The organism is Psychrobacter sp. TPE 89C, from assembly GCF_055522395.1.
The window spans coordinates 1-16,961 of record NZ_JBVFXW010000027.1; the positions used below are offsets into that span (position 1 = coordinate 1).

The following is a 16,961-nucleotide window of genomic DNA, read 5'->3' on the forward strand; positions in this document are numbered from 1 at the left end:
TATAAAGTCGTCTTAGAAAAAACAAATAACCACTCAATAGGCACATTTTTTAAGCGTTATTTTTTCTACAGTATTATATATATATATGGTTACAGATGCATTCACTCAGTCATGCTAGCCAATTGCTCTAAGATACTGACGTAATTCTCGACCCCTTGAGCACCGCTAACCAGATGACGCTCATTAAAAATGATTGCCGGTACACTTTGAATACCTTGTTGTTGCCAATGCTGTTCTTCTGCTCGTACTTCCTTAGCAAAGAGCTGACCCTCTAATATTGCTAGCGCTTCACTACGATCAAGTCCAGTCTCTGCTGCAATATCAGCAAGCACGTTGATATCTGAAATATCTCTGTTATTGGTGAAATGCGCGGCAAACAATGCTTGTTTTAACTCATGCATGCGGCCTTGCTGATCAGCGAAATGTAGCAGCTGATGCAAATCAAAGGTGTTGTGCATGCGCGTGTCATCATTGAAGTTAAACTCAAAGCCAACCTCAGAGCCAGCTTCAGCCATTCTGATTCGACTAGCATCTGACTCTTGCTTGGTAGAGCCATACTTTTCGATGATGTGCTCACGTAGGTTTTGACCTTCGCTTGGCATATTGGGGTTTAGCTCAAACGGGTGCCAGTGGATAGTGTGAGCTGTATTGGTTCGCTCAAGTGCTGCTGCCAACTGACGATAGCCAATGACGCACCAAGGGCAGACGACGTCTGAGACGATGTCTATTCGGAGTGTTTTTTCTGATGTGCTCATATTTCCTCGCAGAGATTGTTATTTGTATTTTATTTAAGGCTTCTAATTGCTCATATATCTCATCTAAATGTGTTCGCTTGGATATAGTCGTCGACCAAGAAGCCTCAGTAATAATCATGCTTTAAACATCAAGCGTTAATGAATATTCAAAGCATAATCAGGTGAACACAATGCGCTCTGAGTGACTCATTTGCTCACTGGATTGCTATTATTCATAGCTGCTTTTTTGCGATAAGCCGGTCAAAAATCAACCTCTGATAACAAAACGTATGAATATTTAACCAATCTGTCATGGCCATGAAATGGGTTTTTCTCTACAGTAGCTTTGCCGACATGGGTAGTCGTGACTTATAACCCATGCTAACACCAAGTATTTAGCAGATAATAAAAACTTAATATTCGATAAAGGATGCACAAATGAAAAACATTACTGAAGCGATGAACTGGCGTTACAGCACAAAAGCATTTGATACCAATAAAAAAATCTCAGCAGAAGATGTTCAGAGCCTAAAAGATATCTTGCGTCTCAGTCCTTCGAGCACCAATATCCAACCTTGGCATTTTGTGATTGCTGATGATGAGGCTGGTAAAGCTCGAATCGCTAAAGGCACGGATGGCATGTATGAATTCAATACGGCAAAAGTAAAAGACGCCTCACATGTCATCGTATTCTGTAGTCGTGTCTATGCTGATGACGAATTTTTGGATAACATATTAGACAAAGAAGATGCTGATGGCCGTTTTGCGGAACCAAAATTTAAAGAGCAAATGCACCAAGTGCGTAAGATGTTTTTGGATATTCGCCGTTATGAGCAAAAAGACGAGCCACACTGGTTGATAGAGCAGCTATATCTCAACATGGGCGCTTTGCTACTCGGAGCTGCGACTTTAGGTATTGATGCTGTGCCGATGGAAGGGGTGGATTTGAAAGCACTTGATGAAGAGTTTGATTTACGTAGCAAGGGCTATACGGCTGTTGCGGTCCTATCGCTTGGTTATCGTAGTGAAGATGATTTTAACGCTGAGTTGCCAAAATCACGTTTTGATGAAGAGAGCATTATTACAAAAGCTTAAGCTATCACGACAGCATCATGAAAGGATGTGGTCGATCCTGAATACAATGGACACACGACATTATGTTAGCAGGGCCAGAAGAAATAGTAGGGTCAGTAGAACATGATGATGGTATGTACTACTTTTATTCTGGCTTGGCTATATCATCTCTATGTGAATATTCAATACGCCCTGATGAGAGAGCCCAATCACCAACATGATAGAAACAGAACGCTTATATCTTAGACAATGGCGAACAAGTAATTTTGCGATATTTGCTGAAATGAATGCTGATCTTGACGTGATGAAATACTTTCCCAAGCCGTTATCGCCAAAACTGAGCGATACGATAGCCAATAAATGCTCGCAGCTTATTAAAGATAAAGGTTGGGGGTTTTGGGCGGTCAGTCTAAAAGAGACAGATACCTTTATCGGTATGGTTGGCTTAAATGAAGCGCATGCCGATATGCCTTTTGCACCTGCTGTTGAGATTGCTTGGCGACTACACAAAGATTATTGGGGACAAGGTTATGCAACGGAGGCGGCACGGGCTTCATTAAATTTTGCATTTGACACATTAGGATTCGATGAAGTCGTGGCCTTTACTGCAGTGATTAACGAGCACTCGCAACTTATCATGCAGCGTATTGGCATGAGTAATACACAAGAAAACTTTTATCATCCAATGCTTGATTCTAATCATCGACTTGCTGAGCACGTTTTGTATAAGATTACCCCGGAGCAGAGGTCGTGAGTATGTTCTCAGTATATTTTTATTACTATGTGAGCATTACGAAATAGCAGTTCTAGAATAAGAGTAGAAAACATAGGTAATGTAGGATGCGCTAAATATGAGGACGCGCCCTAGCTAGGAAATCTCCCTAGTTAAGAAACCTCAATCCAGAGGTTTTAAGTGCCCATACCAGCTCTACAAAGGCGCGACTATTCGTCAGAGGCTCACCATCGATAATGAGCACATAGCCTGAACCATCAATCCATAAGAATACAAAACTGGTCTCAGGAATGAGCAGATCGACCTGCTGAAAGAATGAGATCGCTTGGCTTTCTACGGCCCATCCACGTTGCTTTTGTCGTAGCATAAATCCTGAAAAATCAGCTGCCGCGACACTGAGCATATCCGCTTCTTCTTGGCTGTAGCCAATACGTGCCAAGCAAAACCCTTCATCAGAGCCAATAGCAGCACGGCGTTTGCCCGATAAGCTGGCCACCACATAGGGTAAAAACTGATCTAGTGGCAAGTTGGGTGCTGGCAATAGGAGAGACAGTTTCTCAATCCAACCTTGTTCTATGAAGTTTTGCAACCACTCATCAGAGTAGCGTTCAAGCCAATCGGCAGCGAGTAACGTCTGCGCATAGGATAACAAGTCTTGTAGTGATAGCTGCTCCTCAGTGGGTTCGCCTTGTGAAAATGCCTCAAAAATACCGGCTGGGGTTAGAGTCAGATACGTTTTATCAGCATTTAAATAAGAAGACATAGCAGCTACCATTATGATGAAGGTTATAGAGTGGCGATAAATTAGGTTTTCATATAGTCGAGTTCAAATAATTTTGATACAAGGAAACCGAGTCCAAGTTATACATTAGTATGCTTAGCGAGGATGACGATGTAGCGAATTTATATGGATTTGACTATAGTTTGATCAAGGCGCTGTTGACAGTTATTCCAACGCGCATCGAATTGCCAGTCACTTTTACCCAAGCGAAACCACACTAAGGAAAAGGCAAGTCGATCATTGCGAGCGATACAGTGTGCAAAGAACTCGTTTTCGACTTGCTCAATCGTACCCCAATCCTCATTAGTACGTGCTTGCATCAGCTCGGCTGTGATTTCTTTGGAGATTTCTTTGGCATCATCGCTACTGATACGTAGTCGTTGTTTTTGCTCATTGAGAGAGGGTGATATCAATACGCTCCAGCGGGTCGCGAGCATACTATTGCGTTGAATATATCTTTTTTTATCGATACAGTCGTGGAATCCTTGTTGAATATGAGGGTACAGGCGATCTTTGACACGAATGAACAGGTTATTTACATCGTAAGGAATATCATACCAACAGCCGTAAAAAAAATCTGCAACAGCGCCTTGCAGCGGCTCTCTCTCAGTCAATAGTAGCGCCGCATTGATGCGTTGTTCATGAAAGTGACGGTTGCTGGGTGCCAAAAACACTTTGCGTGAGTATAAGCGAAATACTCGCCGCGCTTCCATTTCGTTTTCTTTAATAAGATCCGAGTCAGACATAACAGTATCCTTTGAGCCACGGTCGCTATGATATGGCTAGTGATGATATAGCGATTATGAAGGTGCAATATGCTAATACGTATTTAATCTAGCAACGTCTGCATCAAATCTACCATAAATTCGGCATCTTCTTCATTCATCGCTTCAAACCCTTGAGGCATACCAAGTTCGGCTAAGGCTTCTTTACCGTCATCATCATTGTGCAGATTGAGAATGGCCTCTATAAAAATTTGTGCATCAGGGAAGCCGTCTTTAATAAGTAGCACGTGGCTTATGTCAGCCAAGTCACTTTCGATAAGTACGGAGAGCTGGGTCTTGGTCAGACGTGAAAAGCTATGAAAAATTTCTGCTAAAAAGAACGCGGCTTGGGCATCTCCTTTAATGACTTTACGGGCAGCTGCCTGATAGGTTTCAGTGACATCCCATGTCAGATCAGATTCTTCGATATCAACGGCTTCTAGTAATCGTAAGCCAATCAGTTTGACATCTCGGTTGTCTGCCATGGCGACTGTAGCACCAGCCTGAATGTCTTCTAAGTGGTTAATGTCGCTATTTGCAGCAGCGGCAATGACCATTTCATCAGACTTTCCGATAGGGCGAGCGACGGCACGGTAGCCTTGCTCACGGATTAGGGTTGCGGCATCAAAAGGATTGGCGTAAATGACCTGAATGTCACCCGCATTAATGACTTGCTCTTGTTCGGCATGAGATGCAGGGATGTTCAAGTGCATATTTAAATTGGCACGTTTTTGAATCAACGTATTGAGCATGTGCCAGCCTGCAAAACGCTCAGGCGAAAAATCTGGGGCGATTAACATATTGTGTGTCGTCATGATTTAGCCTTCCTCATTTTGTTTCATTTGGGCATATTGCGCCATTGCCGCTTCGATTTTGCTGCGTGATGGCTTGCGTCGTACGGATGTATAGCCGACGATTTCGCCGTGACGAACGTTAGGTACGACGGTTGCATAGACCCAATAATGACTACCATCTTTGCATAAGTTTTTGACATAGCCATGCCACTTTTGTCCTGCTGTAGCAGTGTCCCACAGATCTTTGTAAGCCGCTTTTGGCATGTCAGGATGGCGCAAAATATAATGCTGCTGGCCAATCAATTCATCGACATGGTAACCGCTAATCTCAACAAAAGCATCGTTGACGTGTGTCAGTACGCCATCCAAATCAGTACGCGATACAATCAATTTACCATCTGGATAAGGGCGTTCGATACCCGTGTCATAGACAGTACGCGACGTGCCATCGTGGTAAGTCAAGGTAAGCTGTTCGGCAGGCATATCAGGCTTGTGTGCATCAGGGATTGGAGAACCCATGGTCATCTCCTTCATTGGTCGTTATGTAGTCAATCCTGCATAAATTGGATACGGTGTCAGCCTTGCTTAGTCTACTACTTGTAGTACTTTCACTCGACTTCCTTGTATCCAAATTATATTGAACCGACTATGTTTATAGTAATTAAAAAGCTAATAAATTCGATAAGCAGTCGCCAATCAAATGAGCTTTGCAAGGGCTTCTGAGGCACGTTTGATATCTAAGAATATCAAACCAAGCTTGGCATTGGGTTTTGCCATAATAGTGAGCACCGCCTCATCTCCCGATGACGTCATAATAACGTAGCCTTTTTCACCCTGAATCATAATACGATCGATACTACCACGCGCCAACTCACGACCTGCACGATCACCCAACGATAATAATGCTGCTGACATAGCACCCACACGGTCTTCATCGACGCCAGTTGGTAGAGCTGAAGCAATCATCAGACCATCGTTAGAGATTAGGGCAGATGCTTCAACATCTGCTGATGAGCTGTTTAAGTCTTCCAATATCTGTTGAAATGAGTCTGTACGCATATCGCTTTCTCTATGATCAGTGGTGGATTGTTTAAGTAAAAAAACTGGTTAACTATATCCTTGCTTTAAGAAAGGTATTCTAACTCCTTACTAATGATATTGATATACATTTGCTCAATAAAAAACGACATTTTTGGAATTTTTTGCCGTTTATCATCGAATATTTGCCTTTTATCCTTGGTTTTTACAGGAATTTGATAGAAATCCATTGCTTTTAGTAAGGAGATAATGAAAAAGCTAGCCTAATTATTTATATTTTTTGATCAGAAATACTATCTGTATAGCTATTAATCGATGTCTAAAAATTCTGCTAAACAGTGCAGCTTAGATTTAGCTAACAAAAATTGATTATATGTTTCTATGATGGAGATATTTACTAGACTTATAAGTCTTAAAGATGGTATATAGTTATAAGGTGAAAAATATCGACACTTATCTATTCTCTATAGATACATAAATTCAGTCAGCTTTTTTAATTCCATCTGTCTCTACAAACGCTAACGTGTTGTAGGGACGATTTCAGTTTTACATCAACGTTCGCAATCTCATTATCCGTTGTGATATCAAGCGACATTGACGTAAGTAAATGTGATCCCCAGTTTTATCCTAAGGAAGAGATGTATGAGTATCAGTCAGGCCATCGAAAAAATCGAAGCACGTTATGCGCATCAGCCAGAGTTTATTCAAGCAGTAAAAGAAGTGGCGATTACGATTCAACCTTTATATGATGCCCATCCTGAATATAGTGCATTGAAAGTATTTGAGCGTTTGGTGGAGCCTGATCGGGTATTTGGTTTTCGTGTCAATTGGGAAGATGATAAAGGCGACGTGCAAGTCAATCGTGGCTGGCGTGTGCAGTTCTGTAATGCTTTAGGCCCTTATAAAGGCGGTCTCAGATTCCATCCTACCGTCAATCAGTCGGTATTAAAGTTCTTAGGCTTTGAGCAAATCTTTAAAAATGCGCTAACAGGCTTGCCTATTGGTGGCGGTAAAGGTGGGTCAGATTTTGACCCTAAAGGTAAAACGGACAGTGAGATTCGCCGTTTTTGCTACGCCTTTATGCGTGAGCTGCATCATTATGTGAGTAAAGATATGGATGTGCCTGCCGGTGACATCGGCGTCGGTGGTCGAGAAGTCAGCTACATGTTTGCGATGTATAAGAATTTAACACGTGAATCTACGGGCGTTATCACTGGAAAAGGCGTGGGCTTCGGTGGCAGCTTGATGCGTACAGAAGCGACCGGCTATGGTGCGGTATATTTCTTAGAAAATATGCTTCTCGCCCAAAATGACACGCTCAAAGGCAAAAAGGTGCTGATATCAGGGGCAGGTAATGTCTCATTACATGCTGCCGAAAAAGTGAATGCACTTGGTGGTATGGCAATAACTGTGTCCGATTCACAAGGGACTTTACATGATGAAAAAGGCCTCAATCAAGAAAAAATCGATTGGCTAAAAAAACAAAAACAGCAGAACAAACCATTAGCAGAGTATGTTGAAGTCTATGGTGGAGAGTGGCTTGCCAAGCAAAAACCATGGCAGTTTAAGGCTGATATTGCGATTCCATGCGCCACTCAAAATGAAGTCAATGAAGCTGACGCCAAACTGTTCGTCGAAAATGGTGTGAAGTACCTGGTTGAAGGCGCTAATATGCCGCTCACTGCTGAAGCGATTGATCATATCCGTTTGCACCGTGTCCATTATGCACCTGGTAAAGCTGCCAATGCGGGCGGGGTAGCAGTATCTGCGCTTGAGATGTCTCAAAACTCTGTCCGTCAGTATCAAACCTTTGAGCAAGTCGATGAGCGTCTAAAAGGTATTATGAAAGATATCCACGACAGTGCTGCGAATGCTTCAGAACAATATGGTCAAACTGACAATGGTTATGTCGACTATATGGCTGGTGCCAATATGGTTGGTTTCAAACGTGTGGCTGATGCGTTGGTCGCTTTCGGTATTTTGAACTAAGGCTCTACTATATAACTCATAGCCTCATCTAATCATTGCAATAACCAATACTGCGTTTGTCCTCTTGAGACAAACGCAGTATTTTTTTGTCGAAATAATAGCAAGTATTAATCGAGAGTAAACGTTTATATAGCTGATGTATTTAGATTGATTGTTCAAACAAAGTAATTACACTTTGATACTTTTTTATCCTACAGCGAGTATAAAACCTCGCTAACATGTACCTACGAATAACGAAGCCAACGTCTATTGATAATGAAAAGTAAGCATTTGGCTAAAAAAGTAAGTCATTAGTGAAGGAGATAATATCATGGGAAAACTGTCTAAAAAGATGCAGTTGACCGCTTTAGGTGCAGGCCTAGCAGTCGCATTAACCGCAGGTGTCATGAGCACGACTGTCATAGCCGCTCAAACAAATCTATCTACCGAAGTGAAAGCAGCAAAAGGTAATAAGGTTGGCTTAAAGCAAGCGATCACTATCGCAACCGAACATGCATCAGGTATGCTCATCAGTGCTGATTATGATGAGGACGACGATGATACAGAAAACGGTGTATACGAAATAGAATTTAGCACTGCTAGCGATAGCTATGAAGTGATCGTTGATGCTATTACGGGGGAAGTTGTCAGCACTGATACTGAACGGTTAGATCGTGATGATATTAACGATTACAACGTACAGCGCCGTGTGAAAGTAAATGTCATGAGTGCGATAGGTATCGCTGAGAAAAAAATAGGTGGAATGACATTAGAAGTCGAGTTTGAAGCAGACCGTGATTACAGTGATCACCCTTTATATTACAAAGTGGATTTATTAAAAGGTGATGAGATCGTCAGTATCAACATCGATGCCAATACAGGTGAGACGTTTGCCAACAAATATAAGCGCTAGTAGCAATGTTAATAACAACGTTAATAGTAACTTTAATAGCAATGTTCAAATAAACCAAAGCCAGTGGCTGAACATATCAGCTAGTGGCTTTTTTAATGGCGATAAATAAAGGTAGGTTGATTACAAGGTAGGTTGATTACATTGTCTCGCGCCATTTACCTTGTACCATGATACCTTGGATAGGGTTTAAACCCATCTGGTAGGCCAAATCCGCAGGACGGGCGATATCCCATAGTGCCAAATCAGCATCACAGCCCACTTCTATTCTGCCTTTATTAGGTAATCCTAAAGCCTGTGCTGCATAGACGGTCGAGCCTGCCAGTACTTCTTCGGGTGTCAGGTAAAATAACGTACAGCCCATGTTCATCGTCAACAAAAGCGACGTTGATGGTGAGGTGCCAGGATTACAGTCGGTTGAAATAGCCATAGGAACTTGGTGTTTGCGCAAAGCCTCAATCGGCGGCAACTTGGTGTCACGTAGCGTATAAAATGCCCCTGGCAATATCACGGCAATGGTATTGCTAGCCGCCATTTTTTTGATGTCTTCTTCTGATAAATGCTCTAGATGATCGCTCGATAGCCCTTTATATTCAGTAACTAAGGCACTACCACCTATATCGGACAGCTGCTCAGAGTGCAGTTTGACTGGTAGATCCAATGAGCGCGCTACTTCAAACACTCGTCTGATTTGCTCTGTGCTAAAGGCGATATTTTCACAAAAGCCATCGACCGCATCGACTAAACCTTCTGCATGCAGAATTGGCAGCCACTCGCAAACTTGCTCAATATAGTCGTCCGCACGGTCTTGCATGTGAGACTTGTATTCGGGTGGTAGGGCATGCGCCGCTAGGTAAGTGGTGCTCACATGAATGTCGTATTTTTCTCCTAGCTGACGGGCGACCGTGAGCATTTTGCGCTCAGTGTCTAAGTCTAAGCCGTACCCAGACTTAATTTCGATACTGGTGACACCTTCTTTCATAAGCGCGACTAAGCGTTTCTCACTTTGTGCAAATAGCGATTCAATACTGGCGGCGCGGGTAGCACTGACCGTCGCGACAATACCGCCGCCTTGTGTAGCAATGTCTTGATAACTAGCGCCTTGTAATCGTGCTTCGAACTCATTGCTACGGTTGCCAGCATAGACGATATGCGTATGACAATCGATAAGCCCTGGGGTTATCCATCGACCATCCACATCTTTGATTTGGCTAGCTTGATATTTAGACAAATGAGCAGTGATTTGATCGTGCGTGCCAACCCAAGCGATTTTACCGTCTTTAATACCGATAGCCGCCTTTTCTAACTGACCGTATGGGATGCTATCAGCATGCTCATTTTCATCATTACTTGTCTCAATACCAAAACCATGCCGCGCTGAAAAGGTGGCGATATTGGCGTTAATAATGACATGGTCAAATGATGTCATAGTAGATTCGTCGAGCGTCTGTTCTGTAGGGTTTTTCAATACGGAGTTCTTTGATTCATTCATAATATGCTCCTGATTTTTGTGAGGTCAGTGATCTTTGTTGGCAAGATCTAAGCGCTAAGTAAGTGCTGCTCTACAATCGTTGCCAGCAGTCGAGCAGCGACTTTGCAGCTACGACTATCAATGTCAAAAGTAGGATTAATCTCAGCAATGTCTGCCATTTTTACTTTGCCAGTAGCCATGATGGTTTTAACCATACGCTCAACGAAACCCAGCTCAATGCCAAAGGCGGCAGGTGCGCTCACACCTGGGACGACACTAGATGGTAAGCAGTCCATATCGATGGTTAGATATATTATATCGACCTGATCTACAAAGATTTTGACCCGCTCAGCAAGTGTGTCCCAAGGCTGATAATGACAGTCTTCATCACTGATGACCTGTACGCTCAATTGTTTAGCGCGATCAAAGAGCGCCACCGTGTTAGAGAACCGACTGACGCCGATACAACAATAGTGAAAAGGCTGATTATGTGCGTCAAGATGTTCGGCAATTTGGCGAAATGGTGTCCCAGAGGTCGCTACATCAGACTGACGAATATCAAGATGGGCATCAAAATTAATAATTCCGATAGTAGGCACTGTGTTCGTGCTGATATTTGCTTCGCTTGTATTTTCTAATGCCTGCCATAATCCCAAAAAGCTACCATAAGCAATGGCATGACCACCGCCAAGCCCGATGGGTAGACCACCCTGTTTGATAACATTGCTCACTGCATCGGCATATTTGATCTGAGCTTGCTCAAGGATGCTCTCGGCAAAGCCATCATTATCATCACAATGAATGTCGCCAGCATCACCCAATAAGGTTGATAATTGACCATCAAAACGTTGTTGTAAATTAGCAATGACTGGCAGCGTAGCAAAAGCTCGACGAATCAATGGCGGAGCAGCTCTAGCACCCACGCGGCCTTGATTACGTCTGACGCCTTGATCACAGGCAAAACCAATTAGCCCAATATGCTGATCCTCGTAAGGCTGAGCAAGCTGATACCAACAGCGGGCGCGTGCCGTCTCAAAAGGCTCTGCACGGCCTGTCCACTTGGTCATATTAGCAGGTGTATGGCTAATGTGAGTGGCAGTCGTTGCTGTTGCTCTCGCTATTGTCATCGCTGCTCTCCGCACATTAATATTTATTTAGACTCGTACCAATCGCTGCGTAGTGACTGCCAATGTTCAGCAAGCGTACCGTCTAATACCAACTGTTTAGCTGCTTCAATATCAGGGGCAAGGTAGCGATCTTTATCATAGAAAGTCACTTGCTCACGTAGTTTCTGATGTGCGACTGTCAACGGCTCTGAGGTGTCTAATCCGCGATGGAAATCGATACCTTGACCAGCAGCTAATAGTTCAATACCGATAATGGTGGCAGTGTTTTGTGCCATCTCGTATAGGCGGCGTGCGCAATAGGTGGCCATTGACACATGGTCTTCTTGATTGGCAGAAGTCGGGATACTATCGACGCTACCGGGATGAGCGATAGATTTGTTTTCTGAAGCCAGTGCTGCGGCGGTCACATGGGCAATCATAAAGCCTGAGTTTACCCCAGCGTTATCTACTAAGAATGGTGGCAGACCACCTGATAGAGTCGCATCGATAAGCAAAGCCACACGGCGCTCAGACATAGAGCCAATCTCGGCGATTGCCAAGGCTAAAATATCAGCGGCAAAGGCGACAGGCTCAGCATGGAAGTTACCACCTGATATGGCGACAGGACCATCTTCGTTGTTGAAAATAAGTGGATTGTCTGTCACCGCATTAGATTCAATTAATAGCGTTTTACCTGCTTGGTTGATGATATCAAGACAGGCACCCATGACTTGCGGCTGGCAGCGTAAACAGTAAGGGTCTTGAACTCGATCATCCTGCTCGCCATCATGTGAGGCACGAATGGCACTGCCTTTGATTAGCTGACGATGTGCCTTAGCGATTTCAATTTGACCATGATGACCACGTACTTCATGAATACGCGCATCAAATGGTGAATCCGAGCCTTTTGCAGCATCAATTGATAGTGAGCCTACAATGGTCGCAGTCTCAAGTAAATCACGTGCTAAAAAATAACCACGTAACGCTAGCGCAGTTGAGACTTGCGTACCGTTGATAAGCGCAAGGCCTTCTTTGGCTGCAAGAGTAATAGGCTTAAGTCCATGTTGCGCTAGGGCATCAGCAGCTGGCACTTTTTTACCAGCGACAAAGACATCACCTTCGCCCATCATCGCAAGTGTCATGTGTGACAACGGTGCTAAGTCACCAGATGCACCAACTGATCCTTTGGCTGGGATATTTGGCGTGATTTGATTGTTGATTAAGGCCAGTAAACTATCTACTACCTCGCGACGTACGCCAGAGACACCTTGCGCCAGACTGGCAACTTTCATCACCATAATCAGTCGTACCACGCCATCTGGTAATGCTTCACCAGTGCCCACAGAGTGAGAAACAATTAGGTTGCGCTGAAGTAGCTCAAGTTGGTCATCACTGATACGCGTCTTTGCCAATAGGCCAAAACCCGTATTAATACCGTAAGCGCTTTTATCTCGTGCAATGATGGTTCGTACATCTTCGTGCGAAGCATCTATTGCCTTATAAGCATTCTCAGGTAGTGTCAATATGACAGGCTGCTCGTAGATATCACGTAGCATCTTAAAGCTAAGCTGGCGAGGGTGTAGGGTTAGTTGTTTGATGTCGTTCATAGGGGTAATCCTAGTTGCATAGTCATATAATTGTTTGTTTTTATAATATTAAGGTAGTTCAAACTACTTAATCATTTTAATCATTGGCAAATTCAATCCATAATCTTTCGCTGTTTTGATTGCTAACTCATAACCTGCATCGGCGTGACGCATAACCCCTGAGCCGCAGTCATTGACTAATACACGCGATAAGCGTTTGGCTGCGGCGTCAGTACCATCCGCGACGATGACCATGCCTGAGTGCTGTGAGTAGCCCATGCCAACGCCGCCACCATGATGTAGTGATACCCAAGTCGCACCGCCTGCCACGTTAAGCATACCGTTCAATAATGCCCAATCAGATACGGCGTCTGAGCCATCTTTCATACTTTCTGTTTCGCGGTTTGGACTGGCAACAGAGCCTGTATCTAAATGGTCGCGACCAATAACGATAGGGCCTTTTAGCTCACCGCTTTTGACCATTTCATTAAATGCTAAGCCTGCTTTGTCACGCTCACCAAGACCTAACCAACAGATACGAGCAGGCAAGCCTTGGAACTGAATACGCTCTTTTGCCATATCCAACCAGCGATGGATATGTTGGTTTTCAGGGAACAGCTCTTTGATTTTTTGATCAGTTTTATAGATATCTTCTGGATCGCCTGATAGTGCTACCCAGCGGAATGGGCCTTTACCTTGGCAAAACAACGGACGAATATAAGCAGGGACAAAACCTGGGAAGTTAAAGGCATCTTTGACCCCTTCATCGAAAGCAACCTGACGGATATTGTTGCCATAATCGGTCGCTGGGATATCCATCGATTGCAGATCTAAAATCGCCTGTACGTGTACGGCACAAGATTCAGCGGCTGCTTTAGTCAAAGCTGCATGTTGCTCTGAATCTTCTTGTGCGGCTTTCCATTGTTCAACGGTCCAGCCACTTGGTAGATAGCCATTAATCAGGTCATGCGCCGAGGTTTGATCGGTGACTAAGTCAGGCTTCATACCACCAGCGTTAGCACGCTTAACCATCTCAGGCAAGATGTCTGCGGCATTACCAAGTAAGGCGATAGAGACAGCTTCACCCGCATCAGTATGTTGTTTGATTAGCTCATAAGCGTGGTCAAGATTGTCTGCTTGCTTGTCGACATAACCAGTGCGCAAGCGGAAATCGATACTAGACTGCTGACACTCAATGTTTAATGAAGTTGCCCCTGCAAAAGTTGCGGCTAGTGGCTGTGCGCCGCCCATACCACCGAGACCCGCAGTTAAAATCCAACGACCTGCCCAGCTACCATCATAATGCTGACGACCTGCTTCCACAAAAGTCTCATATGTACCTTGGACAATGCCTTGTGTACCGATATAGATCCAGCTGCCAGCAGTCATCTGACCGTACATCATTAAGTCTTTGCGATCGAGCTCGTTGAAGTGCTCCCACGTCGCCCAGCGCGGCACAAGGTTGGAATTGGCAATCAACACGCGTGGTGCATTTTCATGCGTTTGAAACACGCCGACGGGTTTGCCAGACTGCACCAATAATGTCTCGTCATCTTCTAATTCTTTTAGCGACTCTAGGATTTGATCGTAGCTTTCCCAGTTACGGGCTGCGCGTCCGATACCACCGTAGACGACTAGGCTTTTTGGATTTTCCGCCACATCAGGATGCAAGTTGTTTTGCAGCATGCGATAAGGGGCTTCAGTCAGCCAGCTTTTGCAATGTAGTGTGGAGCCAGTAGGCGCAGCAATATTACGGCTCTCATCGCGTCGAGTAGGTTTGTTGCTATTGCTATCAGTAGTCATGGTCAAATCCTTGTGAAATCTTTTAAGTCAATTGGGCAATTAAAGTGAGTGGTTTACGATCAGTCTAAGAGTGCACTTAACTGCTTGCTAAATTGGCTAGATTATTGATACTGTCGTAAAGTTGTATATACAAATTATCAAAGATATTTTTTTCATGCAAGGATTTTTTATGGATAGCCGCATTATTTTTGTTATTAACTCGGTTAAGACTAAACGCTTAGACATATTGACTAAGGCTTGCGTGGTGGTCTCGTGATATTATGTGGCTATTATTTTTAGTAAAGCTGACGGTTAAAAACGGATATGACAAAGACAGTTCCGGCGTATCAACGAATAAAAAATGCCATATTAGACAATATTCACTCTGGTAAATGGCAAGCAGGTAACGCGATTTCGACAGAAATGGCACTGGCCGAAGAGTTCGGTGTGTCACGAATGACGGTGAATCGCGCGCTAAAAGAGTTGAGCGAGGAGCGGGTATTAGAGCGTCGGCAAGGGTCAGGAACGTTTGTCGCGCAGCAGCAGTTCAACCATACGTTTGTAGAAGTGCGCAATATCGCAGAGGATCTCAAGTCAGCCAATCGAGACTACCGAGCAGAGGTCGTGAGTAAGCGTGCTATTACGGCCGACATGCTCGATGATGAACTACGGCGTGATTTTGGTATTAATAAGGTTGATAGCAGTCTTGGCACGGATAGTAGTGAAGCCTCTGTGCTATATGAAGTAAAAATCATTCATTTTGCGGATGGTCAGCCTATTCAGTTTGAAGAGCGCTGGGTCGATGCGGCAAAAGTACCGGAGTTCATTGAGCAAGATTTTAGTGTGGTCAATACCAGTGATTATCTAATCGCTAAAAGCCCACTGGAGCGTGGTAGTTATACCATCCGAGCGCTGGCCGCACCTGATGAGATTGCTAACTTTCTACAAGTCTTACCGCAGTCACCAACGCTTGTATTGTGTCGCCAAACCTATTCGGCTGGTCAAGTCCTCACCTTTGTTAAAATGTGGCATGCTGGCGATCGCTACCAGTTTTCAGGTGATTTATAGGTGTTACCTTTCGCATGCTCACGGATTTTGTACGTTTTTTATGTCTAAATTGAGATACTATGTTTGTAAGCTGCTATTTAATGAGCAGCAATTTTCATTGACTGAATGCGCTATAATAATTGAACAGTCGTTAAAAATTCAAAAATAAACCAGAAACAGTATTGAAAAATAGGCTAAATAACCTCAAATCGAGCAGCCAAAGCCGAATATTGCAGGGCAGTTATTACACTGGTCTCTTATATCGGCTTTTCCCTATTTATTGGTTGTATGTGTTTTCACTTTATTCATTCACTCTTATAAGGACGTCTTATGAAACGTCGTACTCTTTTAGCCCTTGCCGCCAGCACTATGTTCCTTGCCGCTTGTGGTCAGTCTACTACCAATGATGCCGATACTACTGCGACTGACAGCACTGCGACTGGTGGTTCTGATTTGCTACAGCGTATCAATAATGGCGGCACCATCAACGTCGGTACAGAGGGTACTTATCCTCCGTTCACGTATCATGATGAGAGTGGCAAACTGACGGGTTATGATGTCGAAGTGACACGTGCCGTTGCGGATAAACTAGGCGTAGACGTCGAGTTTAAAGAAACCCAATGGGACGCGATGTTGGCAGGTTTGGATTCAGGACGTTTCGATATGGTTGCCAACCAAGTCAGTTTGACCACGCCTGAACGCCTTGCTAAGTATGACAAAGCCAATCCTTATAGCTGGTCAGGTGCAGTAGTATTGGCACCGACTAACGAAACTCGTTATAGCTCATGGGATAACTTAAAGGGTTTGCGTACCGCCCAATCACTCAGCAGTAACTATGGTGAGCTAGCAGAACGTTATGAGGCAGAAATCGTTCCTGTCGATGGTATGGCGCAAGCTATTCAATTGGTGAAGCAAGACCGTGCTGACTTTACGATGAATGACAACTTGGCTGTACTCGATTATCTCAAAAAATTCCCAGATGCAGATCTTGAGATCAAACTGACGGCTCCTGCTAGCGAGATGCGTGGTTCAGGTTTAGTATTGATTAAAGGTGATGATGCAGTCGTAGCAAAACTAAATGACGCGATGGCAGAATTGACCGCTGATGGTACGCTCACCAAGCTTAGCAAAGAGTTCTTTGGTGCTGATATAAGTCAACAAAAATAATGTCAG

16 protein-coding genes are annotated in these 16,961 nt (G+C 44.0%); 6 read left to right on the top strand and 10 right to left on the bottom strand.

Annotated features, from left to right (window positions below; translation table 11 throughout):
• Positions 1 to 101: 101 nt before the first annotated feature.
• Positions 102 to 755 carry a DsbA family oxidoreductase gene (locus ACZW67_RS09230; RefSeq protein ID WP_465183015.1) on the bottom strand — a complete coding sequence of 218 codons (654 nt, stop codon included), beginning with the start codon at positions 753 to 755 and terminating at the stop codon, positions 102 to 104.
• Positions 756 to 1,172: 417 nt separating this feature from the next.
• On the opposite strand from ACZW67_RS09230, the gene nfsB reads away from it, so the two are divergent.
• Together nfsB and ACZW67_RS09240 are read left to right on the top strand one after the other, a co-directional pair.
• Positions 1,173 to 1,829, top strand: coding sequence for an oxygen-insensitive NAD(P)H nitroreductase (gene nfsB / locus ACZW67_RS09235; RefSeq protein ID WP_465183016.1), 657 nt, complete (start codon positions 1,173 to 1,175; stop codon positions 1,827 to 1,829).
• Positions 1,830 to 2,025: 196 nt separating this feature from the next.
• Positions 2,026 to 2,562: a GNAT family N-acetyltransferase gene (locus ACZW67_RS09240; protein WP_465183017.1), complete on the top strand. Its 537-nt coding sequence runs from the start codon at positions 2,026 to 2,028 to the stop codon at positions 2,560 to 2,562.
• A gap of 127 nt (positions 2,563 to 2,689) precedes the next feature.
• Here ACZW67_RS09240 and ACZW67_RS09245 read toward each other — a convergent pair whose 3' ends face one another.
• The 5 genes from ACZW67_RS09245 to ACZW67_RS09265 all read right to left on the bottom strand — a co-directional run bounded on the left by ACZW67_RS09245 (position 2,690) and on the right by ACZW67_RS09265 (position 5,939).
• A complete protein-coding gene (locus ACZW67_RS09245) occupies positions 2,690 to 3,304 on the bottom strand; it encodes a hypothetical protein (protein WP_197216660.1) in 615 nt (204 codons plus the stop codon).
• A gap of 140 nt (positions 3,305 to 3,444) precedes the next feature.
• Entirely contained in the window at positions 3,445 to 4,068 is a 624-nt protein-coding gene (locus ACZW67_RS09250; protein ID WP_465183018.1) for a hypothetical protein, read from the bottom strand.
• An 83-nt stretch (positions 4,069 to 4,151) separates the two neighbouring features.
• Positions 4,152 to 4,901, bottom strand: a complete 750-nt coding sequence (locus tag ACZW67_RS09255) for a PhnD/SsuA/transferrin family substrate-binding protein (RefSeq protein ID WP_465183019.1) — start codon at positions 4,899 to 4,901, stop codon at positions 4,152 to 4,154.
• 3 nt (positions 4,902 to 4,904) lie between these two features.
• Complete coding sequence (locus ACZW67_RS09260; RefSeq protein WP_465183020.1) at positions 4,905 to 5,399, bottom strand: PAS domain-containing protein; 495 nt, start codon at positions 5,397 to 5,399, stop codon at positions 4,905 to 4,907.
• A gap of 177 nt (positions 5,400 to 5,576) precedes the next feature.
• Positions 5,577 to 5,939, bottom strand: coding sequence for a roadblock/LC7 domain-containing protein (locus ACZW67_RS09265; protein WP_010201036.1), 363 nt, complete (start codon positions 5,937 to 5,939; stop codon positions 5,577 to 5,579).
• A gap of 621 nt (positions 5,940 to 6,560) precedes the next feature.
• On the opposite strand from ACZW67_RS09265, the gene gdhA reads away from it, so the two are divergent.
• Entirely contained in the window at positions 6,561 to 7,907 is a 1,347-nt protein-coding gene (gene gdhA, locus ACZW67_RS09270) for an NADP-specific glutamate dehydrogenase (RefSeq protein ID WP_465183021.1), read from the top strand.
• 310 nt (positions 7,908 to 8,217) lie between these two features.
• A complete protein-coding gene (locus tag ACZW67_RS09275) occupies positions 8,218 to 8,799 on the top strand; it encodes a PepSY domain-containing protein (RefSeq protein ID WP_465183022.1) in 582 nt (193 codons plus the stop codon).
• Positions 8,800 to 8,935: 136 nt separating this feature from the next.
• Here ACZW67_RS09275 and hutI read toward each other — a convergent pair whose 3' ends face one another.
• The 4 genes from hutI to hutU form a co-directional block, all read right to left on the bottom strand.
• The gene (hutI, locus tag ACZW67_RS09280; RefSeq protein ID WP_465183044.1) at positions 8,936 to 10,225 is read right to left on the bottom strand and encodes an imidazolonepropionase; all 1,290 of its coding nucleotides are present in this window, start codon (positions 10,223 to 10,225) and stop codon (positions 8,936 to 8,938) included.
• Positions 10,226 to 10,335: 110 nt separating this feature from the next.
• Positions 10,336 to 11,394, bottom strand: a complete 1,059-nt coding sequence (gene hutG / locus ACZW67_RS09285) for a formimidoylglutamase (RefSeq protein ID WP_465183023.1) — start codon at positions 11,392 to 11,394, stop codon at positions 10,336 to 10,338.
• A 23-nt stretch (positions 11,395 to 11,417) separates the two neighbouring features.
• Positions 11,418 to 12,980, bottom strand: a complete 1,563-nt coding sequence (gene hutH, locus ACZW67_RS09290; RefSeq protein ID WP_194197752.1) for a histidine ammonia-lyase — start codon at positions 12,978 to 12,980, stop codon at positions 11,418 to 11,420.
• 63 nt (positions 12,981 to 13,043) lie between these two features.
• Positions 13,044 to 14,762 carry a urocanate hydratase gene (gene hutU / locus ACZW67_RS09295; protein ID WP_465183024.1) on the bottom strand — a complete coding sequence of 573 codons (1,719 nt, stop codon included), beginning with the start codon at positions 14,760 to 14,762 and terminating at the stop codon, positions 13,044 to 13,046.
• 303 nt (positions 14,763 to 15,065) lie between these two features.
• On the opposite strand from hutU, the gene ACZW67_RS09300 reads away from it, so the two are divergent.
• Complete coding sequence (locus tag ACZW67_RS09300; RefSeq protein WP_465183025.1) at positions 15,066 to 15,809, top strand: UTRA domain-containing protein; 744 nt, start codon at positions 15,066 to 15,068, stop codon at positions 15,807 to 15,809.
• Positions 15,810 to 16,118: 309 nt separating this feature from the next.
• Positions 16,119 to 16,955 (top strand): amino acid ABC transporter substrate-binding protein, encoded by an 837-nt coding sequence (locus ACZW67_RS09305; protein ID WP_465183026.1) that lies wholly within the window; start codon positions 16,119 to 16,121, stop codon positions 16,953 to 16,955.
• Positions 16,956 to 16,961 lie beyond the last annotated feature (6 nt).

Coding starts and splice junctions, on each gene's coding strand:
- ACZW67_RS09240 (WP_465183017.1), top strand. CDS start 2,026: ATGATAGAAACAGAACGCTTATATCTTAGACAATGGCGAACAAGTAAT.
- hutH (WP_194197752.1), bottom strand. CDS start 12,980: ATGAACGACATCAAACAACTAACCCTACACCCTCGCCAGCTTAGCTTT.
- hutI (WP_465183044.1), bottom strand. CDS start 10,225: ATGACATCATTTGACCATGTCATTATTAACGCCAATATCGCCACCTTT.
- ACZW67_RS09260 (WP_465183020.1), bottom strand. CDS start 5,399: ATGGGTTCTCCAATCCCTGATGCACACAAGCCTGATATGCCTGCCGAA.
- gdhA (WP_465183021.1), top strand. CDS start 6,561: ATGAGTATCAGTCAGGCCATCGAAAAAATCGAAGCACGTTATGCGCAT.
- ACZW67_RS09275 (WP_465183022.1), top strand. CDS start 8,218: ATGGGAAAACTGTCTAAAAAGATGCAGTTGACCGCTTTAGGTGCAGGC.
- nfsB (WP_465183016.1), top strand. CDS start 1,173: ATGAAAAACATTACTGAAGCGATGAACTGGCGTTACAGCACAAAAGCA.
- ACZW67_RS09305 (WP_465183026.1), top strand. CDS start 16,119: ATGAAACGTCGTACTCTTTTAGCCCTTGCCGCCAGCACTATGTTCCTT.
- hutU (WP_465183024.1), bottom strand. CDS start 14,762: ATGACTACTGATAGCAATAGCAACAAACCTACTCGACGCGATGAGAGC.
- hutG (WP_465183023.1), bottom strand. CDS start 11,394: ATGACAATAGCGAGAGCAACAGCAACGACTGCCACTCACATTAGCCAT.
- ACZW67_RS09250 (WP_465183018.1), bottom strand. CDS start 4,068: ATGTCTGACTCGGATCTTATTAAAGAAAACGAAATGGAAGCGCGGCGA.
- ACZW67_RS09230 (WP_465183015.1), bottom strand. CDS start 755: ATGAGCACATCAGAAAAAACACTCCGAATAGACATCGTCTCAGACGTC.
- ACZW67_RS09255 (WP_465183019.1), bottom strand. CDS start 4,901: ATGACGACACACAATATGTTAATCGCCCCAGATTTTTCGCCTGAGCGT.
- ACZW67_RS09265 (WP_010201036.1), bottom strand. CDS start 5,939: ATGCGTACAGACTCATTTCAACAGATATTGGAAGACTTAAACAGCTCA.
- ACZW67_RS09245 (WP_197216660.1), bottom strand. CDS start 3,304: ATGTCTTCTTATTTAAATGCTGATAAAACGTATCTGACTCTAACCCCA.
- ACZW67_RS09300 (WP_465183025.1), top strand. CDS start 15,066: ATGACAAAGACAGTTCCGGCGTATCAACGAATAAAAAATGCCATATTA.